Genomic DNA, 15,393 nt, shown 5'->3' with positions numbered 1-15,393 from the left:
TCAGTCGCCGTCGACGCCGATGGCGAAGGCCGTCTCGGTGTCGGCGCTGGAGTAGGAACGGAACGCGATGTGGGTGTCGGTGTCGAGAACGCCGGGCACCCTGCCGATCCTGCCCGGGATCAGGTCCGCCAGCTCCTCGTGAGCGGAGACCCGGATGATCGCGATGAGGTCGACGTCTCCGGCGCACGAGTACACCTCGGACACTCCTTCGATGTCCGCGATCGCCTGTGCGGTCTCGGGGATGGTGTCCGCAGCGGCGTGAATCAGCACGATCGCGGTGATCACCGGGTGGCCTCCTCGGAAGAGTTCTGTGTGGCCCGGCGATCGTATCCCGGGCCCCGGTCGCGTTCCGCCGCCGCGCTCACTCAGCTCAGGTTCTCCAGCGCCGTCGCCGTCGCGGCCCGGTCGAGCCACGGGCGCCAGCCGCCCGCCCCGCGCGCGGGCTCAGCCCAGGGCACCGCGGTGCGGACCAGGCGCACGCCGGGCCGCACCAGCCAGCGCAGCAGCACGCCGACCTCCTCGGCGTTCGCGCCGTACAGCGGCCCGGTGCCCGGCGCGACCGTCTCGGCCGACGCCACCAGCGCCTCGACCACCGGCATCGGTGGCACGCCACGACGGGCCACCCCGGCCGAGGCGAGCCTGCCGTGCCTGGTGACGGCGAACTCCCATCCCCCCGAACCGTCCGGTGCCGCCGCCACCAGCTCCGGAATCGCGGCCAGCGCGGACATCCGGTGTCCCCGGTCGACCGCCCGCACCAGCACCGCCAGCTCGTCGCGCCGCCGCGCGGCCTGCTCGAAATGCTGCGCCAGCGCCAGCTCGTCCAGATGGCGCCGCGCTGCCCGCAGGGCCGAGTCGTCGTGGCCTGCGACCAGCCCGGCGACCTGCCGCACGGCGGGTGAGTACTCGGCCACGGCCTGCCTGCCCGCACACGGCGCCCCGCAGCGTCCCAGCTCCGCGAGGACGCACGGCGTGCCGTCGGCACCGGAGGCCGGGATCCGCTGGGTGCAGGTGCGCAACCCCGTGGCGCCGGACAGCGTGTCGGCGGCCAGCTTCGCCGCCGCCTGCGACCGGAACGGCCCCAGCGCGCCGTCCCTCGGCACGCGCACCACGGACAGCCGGGGAAACGCCTCATCGGTGAGCACCACCCACCACTGCTTGCGCGGGTTCTTGGAACGGCGGTTGTAGGTGGGCCGGTGCGCGGCGAGCAGGCGCAGCTCCCGAACCTCGGCCTCGAGCGGGTGGGCGCACTCGATGCCGTCCACGCGGTCCGCGAGCGCCACCATCTCCCGCATCCGGCCCCGGTTCTCCGAGCTGGTGAAGTACTGGCGCGCCCGCCGCCGCAGGTTGCGTGCCGTGCCCACGTAGAGCACCTCCTCGCGCGGGCCGCGGAACAGGTAGACGCCCGGACGTTCCGGCAGGTGCGCCACCATGCCGCGTTTGCGCCGCTGTTCCGGTGTCACGTCGGGGAGGTAGTCCAGCAGTTCCTCGAGCGAGTGCACGCCCACCGAACCGACCCGCTCCAGCAGGGCGTGCAGCACGTCCACCGTCGCCCGCGCATCGTCCAGCGCGCGGTGGGTCGGCGCCGTCCGAGCCCCGAACAGCGCCGCGAGCGCGGAGAGCTTGAAGCTCGGTGTGTCCTGCCGCGTCAGTACCCGGCGCGCGAGTCGCAGCGTGCACACGACGGCCGTGCGTGGCCAGGCGTAGCCGTGCGCCCGGCACGCCGCGCGCAGGTGGCCGGTGTCGAAGCCGGCGTTGTGCGCGACGAGCACGGCGCCGGAGGCGAACTCCAGGAACGCGGGCAGCACCCGCTCCACGGGCGGTGCCGAGGAGACCATCGCCGTGGTGATCCCGGTGAGCTCCACGATCTGCGGCGGGATCGGCGCTCCGGGGTCGACCAGCGTGCCGAACTCGCCGAGTATCTCGCCTCCGCGCACCTTCACCGCGCCGATCTCGGTGATGCCGTCCGTGCCGGGCCCGCCGCCGGTGGTTTCCAGGTCCACGATCACGAAAGTGGTGTCACGTAAGGGAGTGCCCAGTTCGTCGAAGGCGAGCTGCGACGCCGAAGTCATGATCGGCACCCTAGGTAGGCCCACCGACAATCTTCGCCCGCGGTTCACCGGTGCGTCGCCCGCGCGGTGCTTCCTGCCGCGATGATCGCCGGGACACGTACACGGACCGAGGTCGGAGGCTGGTCATGTCGCGGATGTCGCGCCGGGTGTTGGCGCTCGTACTCGCGGTGGTGTGCGCGCTCGCCATCACCGCCGCGCCGGCGGGGGCGGCCACGCACCGGGTGCTGACCGCGCTGTCGTACAACATCCATCACGCCGCGGGTACCGACGGCGTGCTGGATCTCGGCCGGATCGCGCGGGTGATCCGGGCCTCCCGCGCCGACGTGGTCGGCCTGCAGGAGGTCGACCGGCACTTCTCCGGGCGCAGCGACTGGGCCGACCAGGCGACCGAGCTGGCGCGGCGGCTGGGATTCCACGTGGTGTTCGGGGCCAACATCGATCGCGACCCGCCCGCTCCTGGCAGGCCGCGGATCCAGTACGGCACCGCGATCCTCTCGCGGCACCCGATAGTCGAGTCCCGGAACACGTACCTGTTCCGCTCGCCGGACCAGGAACAGCGTGGCCTGCTGCACGCGGAGCTCAACGTGCACGGCGTGCCCGTGCACGTCTACGACACCCACCTGGCCGCGAGCTCGGCGCTCGACCGTGCCGAGCAGGCGCGGGAGATCGTGGACCTCGTCGGCGGCACCGGCACAGCCGTGCTGCTCGGCGACCTGAACGCGATCCCCGGCGCGCCCGAGATCAGGACGATCGGCGCGGAGCTCACCGACGCCTGGCCGGTGTCCGGCCAGGATGACGGGAGCGGCGGAGCCACGTACCCGGCCGAGGACCCGGACCGCCGGATCGACTACGTGTTCACCGGCTCGTCGGTGCGGCCACTGTGGAGCCGGGTCCTCCGGACCGATCCGGTGGCCTCCGACCACCTGCCGCTCGTCAGCCGCCTGCTGGTGCGCGGCGGCCGCTGACGGCACCGGAAGGCGGTCTTCGCCGCCCGCGGGGCGCGCGTTCACCCAGTGGAACCTAAGCTTGACGGATGTTGCCGTCCGCGCACCCGGACCGGCCCGAGGACGAGCCGTCCGGGCCGGGCGCAGGAGGCGAGCCCGGGGACACCGGCGAGCCGTTCGACTGGCTCGCCCTGCCCGAGCCGGTGCGGGAGCGCGTCGCCGAGCTGGCGGCTTCGGCGCTCGGCAAGCTATCCCCGGACGACGTACCGCGCCAGCTACGACCCGTGGCGCGGTTCGCGCCTGCCAAACGAGCCCGGCTCGGCGCCGGGGCGCTGCTCACCGGCCTGCGGGACTCTGCCCGCTTCCGCACGGCGGTGCTCGAATGGCTGCGGGAGCACCGCCAGGATGCGCTGGACCCGAACGCGCCCGACTCCGTCGCCGCCGCGGCCGCGGCCGTGCTGCTGGGCGAGTCGAGTGCCTCCACGCGGGTGCGGCTGGTCGCCAAGGCGGCCGAGGAGACCGTGTTGCGGGCGGAGCGGGACGCGGCGGTGGCGAGGGCGCGGCGGCTGGAGAACGAGGTCGCCCGGTTGCGGGAGGAACTGGACGAGGCGCGCGGCGCGGCCGAACGGGCCCGCGGGGAACGTGAGGCGGAGCTCGACCGGCTGCGCGGCAGGCTGCGCGAGCAGGGCGTCGTGCTGCGCCAGGCGAGGGACGAGGCCGAGCGGGCAAGGGCCGAGGCGGACCGTGCGGGTGCCGAGAAGGGTGCGGAGCTGGAGTCGGTCACCGCCCAGCTCGACCGTGAACGCCAGCGGGCCGCGGCCGAGCGCGCACGGGCCGAGCGGGCGGCGGCCGACGCCGCGATCGCCCGGCAGTCGGCGCGGGAGGCGCGTGAGGCCGACGAGGTCCGGCTCGCCCTGCTGCTCGACACGCTGGGCGGCGCGGTCGACGGGCTGCGGCGCGAGCTGTCCGTCGGCAGCGCCGCCCAGACGCGGCGCCGGCCCGCCGACACCGTGCGCGGGGCGAGCACGGGCGCGGCGGGGGGCGGCCGGGTGCCCGACGCCGCGGCGCTCGACCGGCTGCTCACCTTGCCCGGCACGCATCTCGTCGTCGACGGCTACAACGTCAGCAAGACCGGTTACCCCGAGCTGACGCTCGCCGACCAGCGCGAGCGCCTCGTCGGGCAGCTCTCGGCGCTGGGTGCGCGCACCGGCGCCGAGGTCACGGTGGTGTTCGACGGGGCCGCGGTGACCTCCGTGCCCGCGGCGGCGCCCCGTGGCGTCCGGGTGCTGTTCTCGGATCCGGGAGTGCAGGCCGACGACGTGATCAGATCGCTCGTCGCCGCCGAACCCGGTGGCCGGGCCGTCGTCGTCGCCACCTCGGACCGGGCCGTCGCCGATTCGGTGCTCGCCGCGGGCGCACACGCCGTGGCCTCCGCTGTGCTGCTCACCCGGCTCGGCCGGGTCTGACAGCCTGTCCCCGACCCTGCCGGAACGAACCAGGTCGTGAGTGCGTAACAGTGTTCTAACTCGCGTGCGCACTCACGAGAGGTCACCCGTTCGGTGCGTCACGAACGGGCCGGTCCGTCGTTGTTACCGACGAGTCGGCCAGCGTGGAGGTGCGGATGCGGATCGCCGGTGTGCTGGCGCCGATGTTGCTGGCGGGTTCCCTTCTCGTGGCGCCGGCCGCGCGGGCTCAGGACACCCCGCCGACTGTTCCCGCTGACCCGGGTGACCTCCGGGTCGAGGCGGGTGTCGCGCCAGGCGCCGTCGTGCCCGATCCGCGGCCGGGTGAGGCGTTCGCCGACCCCGCGGTCGCGGCGCTGCAGCGCACGGCCGGGCAGGTGCAGCGCGAGCTCGGTGAGCTGAGCGCCAGGATCGAGACGGCACAGGGTGCGCTCGCCGCGGCGACCGCGGACCTGGAACGCGCCAGGGCGGAGCGGCGGGCCGCGGACGCCGCCGTGGCGGCGCAGCAGGAGGAGGTCGACGAGTTCTCCCGGTCGGTGTTCACCGCGATGGGCCGGCCGGACGAGTTCCAGTTGCTGGTGACCGCGGCCAGCTCGAAGGACCTGCTCGACGGAACCTCGATGATCAACCGGTTGCGGGCGGCGCAGGACGAGCGGCTTACCGGCGCCCTGCGGCGGCAGCGGGACGCGCGAGCGGCGGAGCGCACCGCCGGGGAGGTCGAGCGGGCGGCCACCGAGCAAAAGGCGCGGCTCGACCGGTTCAGCGAGGACGCCACCAACCGGGCCGACGCCGTCTCCGCCGAGTTGCGCGACCCGATCGAGGCCGCGAACGCCGCCGTGGTCGCGCAACAGCGGGCGCAGCGCGACCGCAACGCCACCACCGCCGCCAACTGGGACGACTACACCGGCAGGCTGGCCGCGGCCGGGATCACGCCACCGCCCGCGGCGGCGTTGCGGGACCCGGAGCGGTTGCCCGCCGGGCTCGCGCCGCTGCCCGGCGCCGACGGTGGCGACCAGGCCGGCGTGGCGCAGGCGACGGTGGACGGCGAGCGGCTGCTCGTGCTGCCCGCGGAGACGATCGACGCGGTGTCGGCGGCGGTGGAGGCGCTCGGCAGTCCGTACGTCCCGCACGGCGGCGGCACGGGTCCCGTGGCCTACTCCTGTGACGGCCTGGTGCGGTCGGTGTTCGGCGGGGCCGGTCTCGACCTGCCCGCGACCGCCGCCCGGCAGCTGGCCACCGGCAGGCCGGTCCCCTCCGCCGACGCCCAGCCAGGTGACCTGGTGTTCGTCGGTCCTGCGAAGTACGGCGTGCAGTCGGTCGGCATCGTGCTGGACGACCGCAGCATGCTGGCCGCGGATGCCCGCCTCGCCGGTGTCGTGGTGGCCGACATGCCCGCGGGCGAGAGCGTGCTCGGTGTCGTACGCCCGGCCCTCGGCCCGCGCCCCGCCGGGGACGTCGCGGACGTTCCGCGGCGTGCGGACGGCGAGTTGACGTGGCGGTGCGGCGGCGTCGAGGTGCCGCGGCGATCCGGTGCCGGGAACGCGGCCGGTGCCGGGCAGGCGGCCGGTGCGTGGGGTGGCTACCCGAACGGTCTGATCCCCACCGCGGCACTGTGCCCGATCGGTGTCGGCTCGCATGTCCTGCGCTGTGACGCCGCGCAGATGTTCGGGGCGCTCTCGCAGGCGTTCGCGGACTCCTTCGGCAGGCCGCTGTGCGTCACCGACTCCTACCGCCCGTTCGACGCGCAGGTCGATCTGTACCGCCGGAAACCGGCGCTGGCCGCCGTGCCGGGCACCAGCAACCACGGCTGGGGTCTGGCCCTCGACATGTGCGGTGGGGTGCAGTCCTTCGGCACGCCGGAGTACGGCTGGCTCGCGGCCAACGCCCCCAGGTTCGGCTGGGTGAACCCGGGCTGGGCGCGGCAGGGGCAGGGCCGCGAGGAGCCGTGGCACTGGGAGTTCACCGGCCAGGCGTGACAGCCGGCCGGAAAATGTCGGTGGGAGTACCTAGCGTTCGGTCCAGATGCCGATGACGTGGCGAGGAGCGAACCGTGGAGCACATCGACGAGGACACGCTGATCATCGACTGCGACCGCTGTGAGGTCCGTGGCGATGCCTGCGGCGACTGCGTGGTGAGCGTGCTGCTGGGTGCGCCGCCCGCCGTGGAATGGGACGGCGACGAGCAGCGTGCGGTCAACGCGCTCGCCGACGCGGGCATGGTTCCGCGGCTGCGGCTGGTCCCGGCGGCTGCCGGAGAGCCGTCTCCGGAGCGACCGCGGCGATGCGCAGGGTGACGACGACGCAAACGGCGTGCGGCGAGCGGTCCATCCGATCAGGTGAACGGTAGCCGTGTATTCGGCCCTCCATTGTTAGACGAGTCACACCCTGCGATTAGTCGCTGGTCCAAAGGTGGCTCGGCGCACGGTGACCGATTTATGGCGTGGCGCCGGTGGACGGGGCGGCGGCTCTTTCGTAACCTTGCCGAGACCTCGCGTCAGGCAGTCGTTCCACCAGGGTCGGCGACGCGGGGTTGCCGCCGAGACAGCTTTGTCGGGGAGCTGTGCCGGACCCACTGCGCAACATCAGGCAGCAACGCGGGAGTACCTGCGGTACTTCTGTGCCTGGGGCAGCGGGAAGCGCCGTCTGGCCGGAACGGGTGTTGTGTCGACCCGGCCGGCATTCGCGCGGAGGGCCCCCGACCTCCCGCGGACGGCGACCGGTAGGCGGCCGAGAGGCAAAGGAGACACGCGCGACGTGCAGTCGCATCCAGTGAAGCGCGTGGTGTCCGGAGCGTTGGCGGCGTCCGCCGTGATCGCGGCCGTCACCTTCACCCAGTCACCAGTCGCCGCATCCCCCATCCCCGCCCCCCAACAACCCCCGAGCAGCTCCTCCGACGCGCTCAGCAAGTACCGCGAGCTGGCCGGGCAGGCCGAGAAGCTGAACCAGGAGTACCTGCAGGCGAAGGAAGACCTGGCCGCCAAGCAGGGCGAACTCGAGTCGGCCAACTCGGAGCTCAAGGACGCGCAGCGGAGCCAGCGTCAGGCCAAGCAGGCCGAGGAGCGCTACCGCGCCGAGGTGGACAAGTTCGCCGGCGCGTCGTTCACCAGCGGAGCGCAGCTGAACAAGCTTTCCGCGCTGCTCACGGGTAACTCTGCGCAGGACTTCCTCGAACGCTCCTCGGCGCTGGACGTCCTCGCCACCGACAAGAACGCCGCACTGAGCAAGCTCTCCGACGCGGTCGCCCAGGCGGCCTCGGCCGAGCAGCAGGCGGCCGACGCGCAGCGGCGGGCCCAGGACGCCAAGGACGCCGCGGCCCGGCTCAAGTCCGACATCGAGGCCCGCAAGGACACGCTGGACGACCAGCTCGCCGAGTTGGAGGAGCAGGCGGGCCTGCTCAGCGACGAGGACCAGGCGGCGCAGCAGGACATCGGCGCCGAGGTCGGTGAGATCCAGGCACCCGGCCCGGCCGCCGAGACCGCCATCAACGCGGCGCTCGGCAAGCGCGGCAGCCCGTATTCCTGGGGTGCCACCGGGCCGAGCTCGTTCGACTGCTCGGGCCTGACGCAGTGGGCGTACTCGCAGGCCGGGATCAGCATCCCGCGGACGAGCAGCGCGCAGTCCACGCACGGCACGCCGGTGTCGCGCAGCCAGCTGCAACCGGGCGACCTGGTGTTCTTCTACTCACCGGTGTCGCACGTGGGCATCTACATCGGCAACGGCCAGATGGTGCACGCCCCGACCTCGGGCGACGTCGTCAAGGTCTCGCCGCTGCAGGACCAGTTCAGCGGCGCGCGGCGCGTCGCGTGACGCTGACCACCGGGGCGGTTCCACGAGCGTGGAGCCGCCCCGGTGGCGTGTCCGGCTCCCGATAGTCTCGCGCCATGCGCCGCACCCTTCTGGTGACCAACGACTTCCCGCCCCGCCCCGGCGGTATCCAGTCGTATCTGCACGCGCTGGCGGGCCAGGTGCCCGCCGACGACCTGGTTGTCTATGCACCGTCGTGGGAGCGTGACTCCGGCTCGCACCACGAGTTCGATGCCGAGGCTCCCTTCGAGGTGGTGCGGCACCCGACCTCCCTCATGCTGCCCACGCCCGCGGTACTGCGCCGGGCGAGGCAGCTGCTGCGCTCGCGTGGTTGCGAGGCGGTGTGGTTCGGCGCGGCCGCCCCGCTCGCACTGCTCGGCGGCGCGCTCCGGGACGCGGGCGCGCAGCGGGTGCTCGCGTGCACGCACGGCCACGAGGTGGGCTGGTCGATGCTGCCGGGGGCGCGCCAGGCGCTGCGGCGCATCGGTGACGGCGCCGACGTGATCACCTACGTCAGCGAGTACACGCGCAGCCGGTTCGCGTCGGCGTTCGGGCCGATGGCGGGCCTGGAGCACCTGCCGTCCGGCGTGGATCCCGAGCAGTTCCGGCCGGACGCGGGCGCGCGCGATGAGATCCGGCGGCGGCACGGGCTCGGTGAGCGGCCCACGGTGGTCTGCGTGTCCCGGCTGGTGCCGCGCAAGGGACAGGACATGCTGGTGCGGGCCCTGCCCGGCCTCCGCGAGCGGGTGTCCGGTGTCACGCTGCTCCTGGTCGGCGGTGGCCCCTACCGCGAGCGGCTGACGGCCCTCGCCCGCGAGCTCGGGGTCGCCGAGCATGTCGTGTTCACCGGCTCGGTGCCGTGGCCGGAGCTGCCCGCGCACTACGCGGCGGGCGACGTGTTCGCGATGCCGGCGCGGACCCGGGGCGGGGGTCTCGACGTCGAAGGTCTCGGGATCGTCTACCTGGAGGCGTCGGCGACCGGACTGCCCGTGGTCGCCGGGAACTCCGGTGGCGCGCCGGAGACGGTGCTGGACGAGGTCACCGGGCACGTCGTCGACGGCCGCAGGCTCGGCCAGCTGACGGACACCCTCGCCGCGCTGCTGGCCGACCCCGTCCGGGCGCACCGGATGGGCGAGGCGGGCAGGCAGTGGGTCAGCGAGCACTGGCGCTGGGACATCCTCGGCCGCCGGCTCGCCGCGATGCTGAACGGCGACCCGGTACCCGCTCGTGAGTGCTGACACGAGTTAGAACTCGTGTGCACACTCACGAGTGGTGAGGCGGCGCTTCGCGGAGGGCGGGGCTCGCCGGGTGGTCGGCGCGGACGACGACGTTGGCCGTCTCGGCGGGCGTGGCCTCCCGCTCGTAGCGCTCGTAGGCTGGCAACGCCCAGCGGCTCTCCTCCGGAACCCGCCGGTCGAGCGCGGCGGGGGAGAGCCACAGGTGCACGGTGAGGTCGAAGGCCAGCCCACGGCCCAGCAGCAGCTCCCCGTCGAGCAACAGCACCGCTCCCACGGGCAGCGCGACGCGAGCGAGCCGGTGCGCGCGGTCGCGTTCGCGGTCCCACAGCGCGGGCAGCACCACACCGGTGCCGCCGGGTGCGAGCGGGTCGAGCACCTCGCGGCGCAGCGCTCCCGTGTCGAGCCAGTCGTCGTAACGGGCGTCCGGATCGTGCCTGCCGCGTTCGAGGCGCAGCGAAGCCGGCCGCAGGAAGTCCCACGCCGATACCCGCAGCACCTGCCTGCCCCGGACGCGCAGCGGGTCGACCAGCGCGTCGGCGAGGCCCGCGGCGTCGGCCGCGCCCGCGGTGCCGTCGACGGCCACCCGCGCCCACTGCTCGCCCGGCGTGGCAGCGATCCGGTCGGCGAGCTCGCCGACGAGCCGTTCCCACGTGATCGGCCGGTAGCGGGCGCTCGACGGCATGCCCGGCACGCTAGCAACTACCCGCCCGGCGGTGGCATCGTGGAGATCACCGGCGCGACGAACAACTGGGGGCAAGCGATGCAGACGACCGGAACCGAGGACGAGCCGCTCCAGCTCGGCGCGGAGTTCCTGCAGGACCCGCACGAGGTCTCGCGCCTGCTGCGAGCGGAGGCCCCGGTGCGGCCGGTGATCATGCCGCGGGGCCTGCGAGTGTGGCTGGTCACCGGGTACGCCGATGCCAGGACGCTGCTCGCCGATCACCGGCTGAGCAAGGACAGCGCCCGGGCGAGTGCGGTCTTCGAGCGCAGGCTCACCACGACCGGAGACCGATCGACGCCGCTGTCCCGTTCACTGGCCGCGCACATGCTGAACTCCGATCCGCCGGATCACACGCGGCTGCGCAAGCTGGTCGGGAAGGCCTTCACCGCGAGGACCGTCGCGCGGCTGCGGCCGCGTATCGAGGAGATCGCCGACCGCCTGCTCGACGACATGGCCGGTGCCCGCGAGGTGGACCTGCTGGAGGCGTTCGCGTTCCCGCTGCCGATCACGGTGATCTGCGAGCTGCTCGGCGTCCCGGACGACGCGCGAGGCGACTTCCGGGCGTGGTCTGGCACGCTCCTCGACACGGCGACGCCGGAGCAGTTCGACCACGCGGCCGGGCACATGGCCGCCTACCTCGCCGAGCTCGTCGCGCGCAAGCGCGCGGCACCGACCGACGACCTGCTCTCGGCCCTCGTGCACGCGACCGACGAGGGGGACGCGCTCTCCGAGGAGGAGCTCGTCTCGATGGCGTTCCTGCTCCTGGTCGCCGGGCACGAGACGACGGTGAACCTCATCGGCAACGGCGTGCTTGCGCTGCTGCGCGAGCCCGGCCAGCTCGCCGCGCTGCGGGCCGACCCGGCGCTGCTGCCGAACGCGGTCGAGGAGTTCCTCCGCTACGAGGGGCCGGTGCACATCGCGACACTGCGGTTCACCACCGAACCGGTGCCGGTGGGCGGCACCGAGATCCCGGCGGAGGAGTTCGTCATGATCTCGCTGCTGGCCGCCGACCGCGATCCGGCGCGGTTCGGCGATCCGGACCGCCTCGACATCACCCGCCCGGCGGGCGGGCACCTCGCGTTCGGGCACGGCATCCACTACTGCCTCGGCGCGCCGCTGGCCCGGCTGGAGGGCGAGATCGCCATCGGCCGCCTGCTCGCTCGCTACGGCGGCCTGCGGCTGGTCGCGGAACCGGAGACGCTGCGCTGGCGGGACAGCACCCTCATCCGCGGCCTGCAGGAGTTGCCGGTGCGCCTGCAGACGTAGAGTGCCAGGCATGGCCGCGGACGACCTCCTCGCGCTCGACGCCGAACACGTGTGGCACCCGTACGGACCCATGCCCGGCCAGGTCCCGCCCCTGCTGGTCAGCGAGGCGTCCGGGGTGCGGCTGCGGCTCGCCGACGGGCGGGAGCTGGTCGACGGCATGTCGTCGTGGTGGTCGGCGATCCACGGCTACCGGCACCCCGTGCTGGATGCTGCGCTGACCGACCAGGCCGGGCGGATGAGCCACGTCATGTTCGGCGGGCTGACCCACGAACCGGCGATCCGGCTGGCGAGCACGCTCGCCGACATCACGCCGGAGGGGTTGCGGCACGTGTTCCTGTGCGACTCCGGGTCGGTCTCGGTCGAGGTCGCCGTCAAGATGTGCCTGCAGTACTGGCGCTCGCTGGGACGTGGCGGCAAGCGCAGGCTGCTCACCTGGCGGGGCGGCTACCACGGCGACACGTTCCACCCGATGAGCGTGTGCGATCCCGACGGCGGCATGCACTCGCTGTGGCGCGGTGTCCTGCCCGAGCAGCTGTTCGTGCCCGCACCCCCGGCCGACTTCGGTGCCACCCCCGACGAGTCCTATGTGGAGATGCTGGCCGAAACCGTCGAGCGGCACGCGGACGAGCTGGCAGCCGTTGTCGTCGAGCCGGTGGTCCAGGGCGCCGGTGGCATGCGGTTCCACCACCCGGCGTACCTGCGGGCGCTGCGCGAGATCACCGAACGGCACGGGGTGCTGCTGGTCTTCGACGAGATCGCGACCGGGTTCGGGCGAACCGGACGGCTGTTCGCCGCCGAGCACGCCGGGGTGACGCCGGACGTGCTGTGCGTGGGCAAGGCGCTCACCGGCGGCTACCTCACGATGGCCGCGGCGCTGTGCACCGGGGAGGTCGCGCGCGGTATCTCCACCGGCGAGGTGCCGGTGCTCGCGCACGGACCGACGTTCATGGGCAACCCGCTGGCTTCCGCGGTGGCGAACGCCTCGATCGGCCTGCTGCTCGAACGGGACTGGCAGGCCGACGTGCGCCGGATCGAGGACGCGCTGCGGCAGGGGCTCGCGCCCGCGGCCGAGCTGCCCGGTGTGGTGGACGTGCGCGTGCTCGGCGCCATCGGCGTGGTGCAGCTCGACCACGACGTCGACATGGCCGAGGCCACCCGCGTGGTCACCGGGCTCGGGGTGTGGCTGCGGCCGTTCCGGGACATGCTCTACACGATGCCGCCGTACGTGACCGGCGACGCCGACCTCGCGCTGGTCACGCGCGCCATCGTCGAGGCCGCGCGAACGGCGTGATCGCGCGGCCCGGAGGGGTCACGGACCAAAATCACCTGATCCAGTTCGGTCCCCGCGTTACCGGGTTCGCACGTCGTGGGTTGACCACCCAGTGCCACGATTCGCCTCATGTCCTATATGGATCGAGTGAGACCCCGCACACGTTTCGTGGCTCGGGCGCGCCTGGTGATGGGCCCTTCGTGATCACGGCGCGTTCGCCGAAACATGAGGGGTTTTCTGGGTAGCGGACATTTCACACGACCTCCGGTTATCTGGTGATCAAGAACCGCACCGGACGACGAGGAGGTTCAGCATGACGGGGGAGGTCGGCCCCGACCGGGCCGGCAGGCCACGTACGAGGCCAAGGCTGGCGCTGGCGAGCGTGCTGCGACACGACCTGCCCGCGTCGCTCGTGGTCTTCCTCGTGGCGGTGCCACTGTCGCTGGGCATCGCGCTCGCCTCGGGCGCCCCGATCGTCGCGGGGCTGGTCGCGGCCATCGTCGGCGGTGTCGTCGCCGGTTTGCTCGGCGGCTCGGTGCTGCAGGTCAGCGGGCCCGCCGCCGGGCTCACCGTGGTGCTCGCCGAGACCATCGACCGGTTCGGCTGGGCGGCCACCTGCGCCATCACCGTGGTGGCCGGTGCGCTGCAGATCCTGCTCGGGCTCAGCCGGGTGGCCCGCGCCGCGCTCGCGATCTCGCCCGCGATCGTGCACGGCATGCTCGCCGGTATCGGGGTGACGCTGGTGCTGGGGCAGCTGCACATCGTGCTCGGCGGTGCTCCGCAGAGTTCCGCGATCGACAACATCGCCGCGCTGCCGGGCCAGGTGGTCGGCCACCACGACACGGCCGCGCTGATCGGTCTGCTGACGATCGCGATCCTGCTCGGCTGGGGCAGGCTGCCCGCCCCGATGCGCCGGGTTCCCGGACCGCTCGCCGCGATCACCGCCGTCACCGTGCTGGCGAGCGTCACCGGCATGGCACTGGACCGCGTCAGCCTGCCCGGCGACCTGCTCGCGATCGAGTTCGCGCCGGAGCTGCCGGACGCGGGCTGGTTCGAGGTCGGGCTGGCGATCGTGACCATCGCGCTCATCGCGAGCGTGGAGTCACTGCTCTGCGCGGTGGCGGTCGACCGGATGCACACCGGGCCGCGGTCCAACCTCAACCGGGAGCTCGTCGGCCAGGGTGTGGCCAACATGGTGTCCGGTGCCGCCGGCGGGCTGCCCGTCACCGGCGTGATCGTGCGCAGCTCGACCAACGTCGCCGCGGGCGCCCGCAGCCGGGCCTCGGCCGTGTTGCACGGCGCGTGGGTACTGCTGTTCACCGTCGTGCTCGCCGGTCTCATCGAGAGCATCCCGCTGGCCGCGCTGGCCGGGCTCCTCGTCTACGTCGGCGCCAAGCTGGTCGACGTGCAGCACATCCGGCAGGTGCTCAAGCACGGCGATCTGCCGCTGTACCTGGTGACCCTTGCCGGGGTGGTGGCGATCGACCTGCTCACCGGCGTCCTGATCGGCATCGCTCTCTCGCTCGCGCTGATGCTGCGCAGGACGATGTGGTCCGGCATCCACGCGGAGGGCTCGGGGCAGCGGCGCAGGATCATCATCCACGGTGCGCTGACGTTCCTCTCCGTGCCGCGTCTGTCCACAGTGCTCAGTTCGATGCCGCGAGGCGGCACGGTGACGCTGGAGCTGGTGGTCGACTACCTGGACCACGCGGCGTTCGACTGCCTCTCCGACTGGCAGCATGCGCACGAGCGCGCGGGTGGCACCGTGGTGGTCGACGAGATCGGGCACCCGTGGTTCGAACGCGGCAAGTCCGCCGAGCCCACCGTGCGCCGGGGCGCGGCCAAGCCGGTACTGCCCCGCTGGCTCGCGCCGTGGTCGGAGTGGCAGGCGAAGGACGCGGGCGTGCCCGTGCCCGACCAGCGCACCGGGCCGCCCGGCACCGGGCCGATGCGCCGGGGAACCTCGGAGTTCCAGTGGCGCACCGCGCCGCTGATGCAGGAGACCATGAGCCGGCTCGCCACGGGCCAGCGGCCGCACACCCTGTTCATCACCTGCGCCGACGCCCGCATCGTGCCGAACATGATCACCACCAGCGGTCCGGGGGACCTGTTCACCGTCCGCAACATTGGCAACTTCGTGCCGGACGCCGGCGACCCGGCGCGGCCGGACACGTCGGTGAGCGCGCCGATCGAGTACGCGGTGCACGTGCTCGGCGTGCGCGAGATCGTGGTGTGCGGCCACTCCGGTTGCGGCGCGATGCACGCGCTGCTGGCGGGGGCGCCGGAGGGCCTGCCCGCGGTCGAGACCTGGCTCGGGCACGGTGCGCCGACCCTGCACCGGCAGGCGACGGCCGGCGCGCTCACCCTCGGCGGCCGGGAGCCGGACGCTGACGCCGACCGGCTGGCGCTGCACAACGTCCTGCAGCAACTGGAACACCTGCGGGCTCATCCGGTGGTCGCGCAGGCGCGGCACCGGGATGCGCTGCACCTCACCGGCATGTACTTCGACGTCGGTCGCGCGCAGGTGTACCTGTTCGACGCCGAGTCCGGCACCTTCCTGCCCGCCGGTGAGCAGCGTCCCGCCGACCTGGTGTGAAACCCGGGTGAGGGTGCGCGGGT

Annotated in this window: 12 protein-coding genes; 9 read left to right on the top strand and 3 right to left on the bottom strand. The window is 73.3% G+C overall.

All coding sequences use genetic code 11. The features are described 5' to 3' along the window. Both JAP66_RS04040 and JAP66_RS04035 read right to left on the bottom strand, forming a co-directional pair. Positions 1–285: an Lrp/AsnC family transcriptional regulator gene (locus JAP66_RS04040; protein WP_199430188.1), complete on the bottom strand. Its 285-nt coding sequence runs from the start codon at positions 283–285 to the stop codon at positions 1–3. Positions 286–365: 80 nt separating this feature from the next. After that, a complete protein-coding gene (locus JAP66_RS04035; protein WP_199430187.1) occupies positions 366–2,069 on the bottom strand; it encodes a DEDD exonuclease domain-containing protein in 1,704 nt (567 codons plus the stop codon). 125 nt (positions 2,070–2,194) lie between these two features. Here JAP66_RS04035 and JAP66_RS04030 point away from each other — a divergent pair, with 125 nt between their 5' ends. The 6 genes from JAP66_RS04030 to JAP66_RS04005 all read left to right on the top strand — a co-directional run bounded on the left by JAP66_RS04030 (position 2,195) and on the right by JAP66_RS04005 (position 9,517). Further along, positions 2,195–3,034: an endonuclease/exonuclease/phosphatase family protein gene (locus JAP66_RS04030; RefSeq protein ID WP_235998749.1), complete on the top strand. Its 840-nt coding sequence runs from the start codon at positions 2,195–2,197 to the stop codon at positions 3,032–3,034. A 68-nt stretch (positions 3,035–3,102) separates the two neighbouring features. Next, positions 3,103–4,479 carry an NYN domain-containing protein gene (locus JAP66_RS04025; RefSeq protein WP_199430186.1) on the top strand — a complete coding sequence of 459 codons (1,377 nt, stop codon included), beginning with the start codon at positions 3,103–3,105 and terminating at the stop codon, positions 4,477–4,479. 155 nt (positions 4,480–4,634) lie between these two features. After that, positions 4,635–6,452, top strand: coding sequence for a D-alanyl-D-alanine carboxypeptidase family protein (locus JAP66_RS04020; RefSeq protein ID WP_199430185.1), 1,818 nt, complete (start codon positions 4,635–4,637; stop codon positions 6,450–6,452). Positions 6,453–6,526: 74 nt separating this feature from the next. Continuing rightward, positions 6,527–6,769, top strand: a complete 243-nt coding sequence (locus JAP66_RS04015) for a hypothetical protein (protein WP_372448937.1) — start codon at positions 6,527–6,529, stop codon at positions 6,767–6,769. Positions 6,770–7,229: 460 nt separating this feature from the next. After that, positions 7,230–8,282 carry an NlpC/P60 family protein gene (locus tag JAP66_RS04010; RefSeq protein ID WP_199430184.1) on the top strand — a complete coding sequence of 351 codons (1,053 nt, stop codon included), beginning with the start codon at positions 7,230–7,232 and terminating at the stop codon, positions 8,280–8,282. Between the two features lie 74 nt (positions 8,283–8,356). Next, entirely contained in the window at positions 8,357–9,517 is a 1,161-nt protein-coding gene (locus tag JAP66_RS04005; RefSeq protein ID WP_199430183.1) for a glycosyltransferase family 4 protein, read from the top strand. 25 nt (positions 9,518–9,542) lie between these two features. On the opposite strand, the gene JAP66_RS04000 is transcribed toward JAP66_RS04005, so the two are convergent. Beyond that, positions 9,543–10,199 (bottom strand): nucleoside/nucleotide kinase family protein, encoded by a 657-nt coding sequence (locus JAP66_RS04000; protein ID WP_199430182.1) that lies wholly within the window; start codon positions 10,197–10,199, stop codon positions 9,543–9,545. Positions 10,200–10,277: 78 nt separating this feature from the next. Between JAP66_RS04000 and JAP66_RS03995 the strand changes: the two genes are divergently transcribed. The 3 genes from JAP66_RS03995 to JAP66_RS03985 all read left to right on the top strand — a co-directional run bounded on the left by JAP66_RS03995 (position 10,278) and on the right by JAP66_RS03985 (position 15,370). After that, positions 10,278–11,504 (top strand): cytochrome P450 family protein, encoded by a 1,227-nt coding sequence (locus JAP66_RS03995; protein ID WP_199430601.1) that lies wholly within the window; start codon positions 10,278–10,280, stop codon positions 11,502–11,504. 10 nt (positions 11,505–11,514) lie between these two features. Then, entirely contained in the window at positions 11,515–12,795 is a 1,281-nt protein-coding gene (locus tag JAP66_RS03990) for an adenosylmethionine--8-amino-7-oxononanoate transaminase (RefSeq protein ID WP_199430181.1), read from the top strand. A gap of 292 nt (positions 12,796–13,087) precedes the next feature. Continuing rightward, the gene (locus JAP66_RS03985; protein WP_199430180.1) at positions 13,088–15,370 is read left to right on the top strand and encodes a bifunctional SulP family inorganic anion transporter/carbonic anhydrase; all 2,283 of its coding nucleotides are present in this window, start codon (positions 13,088–13,090) and stop codon (positions 15,368–15,370) included. Positions 15,371–15,393 lie beyond the last annotated feature (23 nt).

Origin of the sequence: Qaidamihabitans albus (assembly GCF_016464705.1) — a bacterium.
In the GTDB taxonomy this organism is placed as follows: domain Bacteria; phylum Actinomycetota; class Actinomycetes; order Mycobacteriales; family Pseudonocardiaceae; genus Qaidamihabitans; species Qaidamihabitans albus.
This window is presented reverse-complemented; position numbering and strand designations above follow the sequence as displayed.

Excerpts from the sequence above, each read along its gene's own strand:
- JAP66_RS04035 (WP_199430187.1), bottom strand. The coding sequence starts at position 2,069 with ATGACTTCGGCGTCGCAGCTCGCCTTCGACGAACTGGGCACTCCCTTA.
- JAP66_RS04030 (WP_235998749.1), top strand. The coding sequence starts at position 2,195 with ATGTCGCGGATGTCGCGCCGGGTGTTGGCGCTCGTACTCGCGGTGGTG.
- JAP66_RS04025 (WP_199430186.1), top strand. The coding sequence starts at position 3,103 with ATGTTGCCGTCCGCGCACCCGGACCGGCCCGAGGACGAGCCGTCCGGG.
- JAP66_RS04020 (WP_199430185.1), top strand. The coding sequence starts at position 4,635 with ATGCGGATCGCCGGTGTGCTGGCGCCGATGTTGCTGGCGGGTTCCCTT.
- JAP66_RS04005 (WP_199430183.1), top strand. The coding sequence starts at position 8,357 with ATGCGCCGCACCCTTCTGGTGACCAACGACTTCCCGCCCCGCCCCGGC.
- JAP66_RS04000 (WP_199430182.1), bottom strand. The coding sequence starts at position 10,199 with ATGCCGTCGAGCGCCCGCTACCGGCCGATCACGTGGGAACGGCTCGTC.
- JAP66_RS03995 (WP_199430601.1), top strand. The coding sequence starts at position 10,278 with ATGCAGACGACCGGAACCGAGGACGAGCCGCTCCAGCTCGGCGCGGAG.
- JAP66_RS03990 (WP_199430181.1), top strand. The coding sequence starts at position 11,515 with ATGGCCGCGGACGACCTCCTCGCGCTCGACGCCGAACACGTGTGGCAC.
- JAP66_RS03985 (WP_199430180.1), top strand. The coding sequence starts at position 13,088 with ATGACGGGGGAGGTCGGCCCCGACCGGGCCGGCAGGCCACGTACGAGG.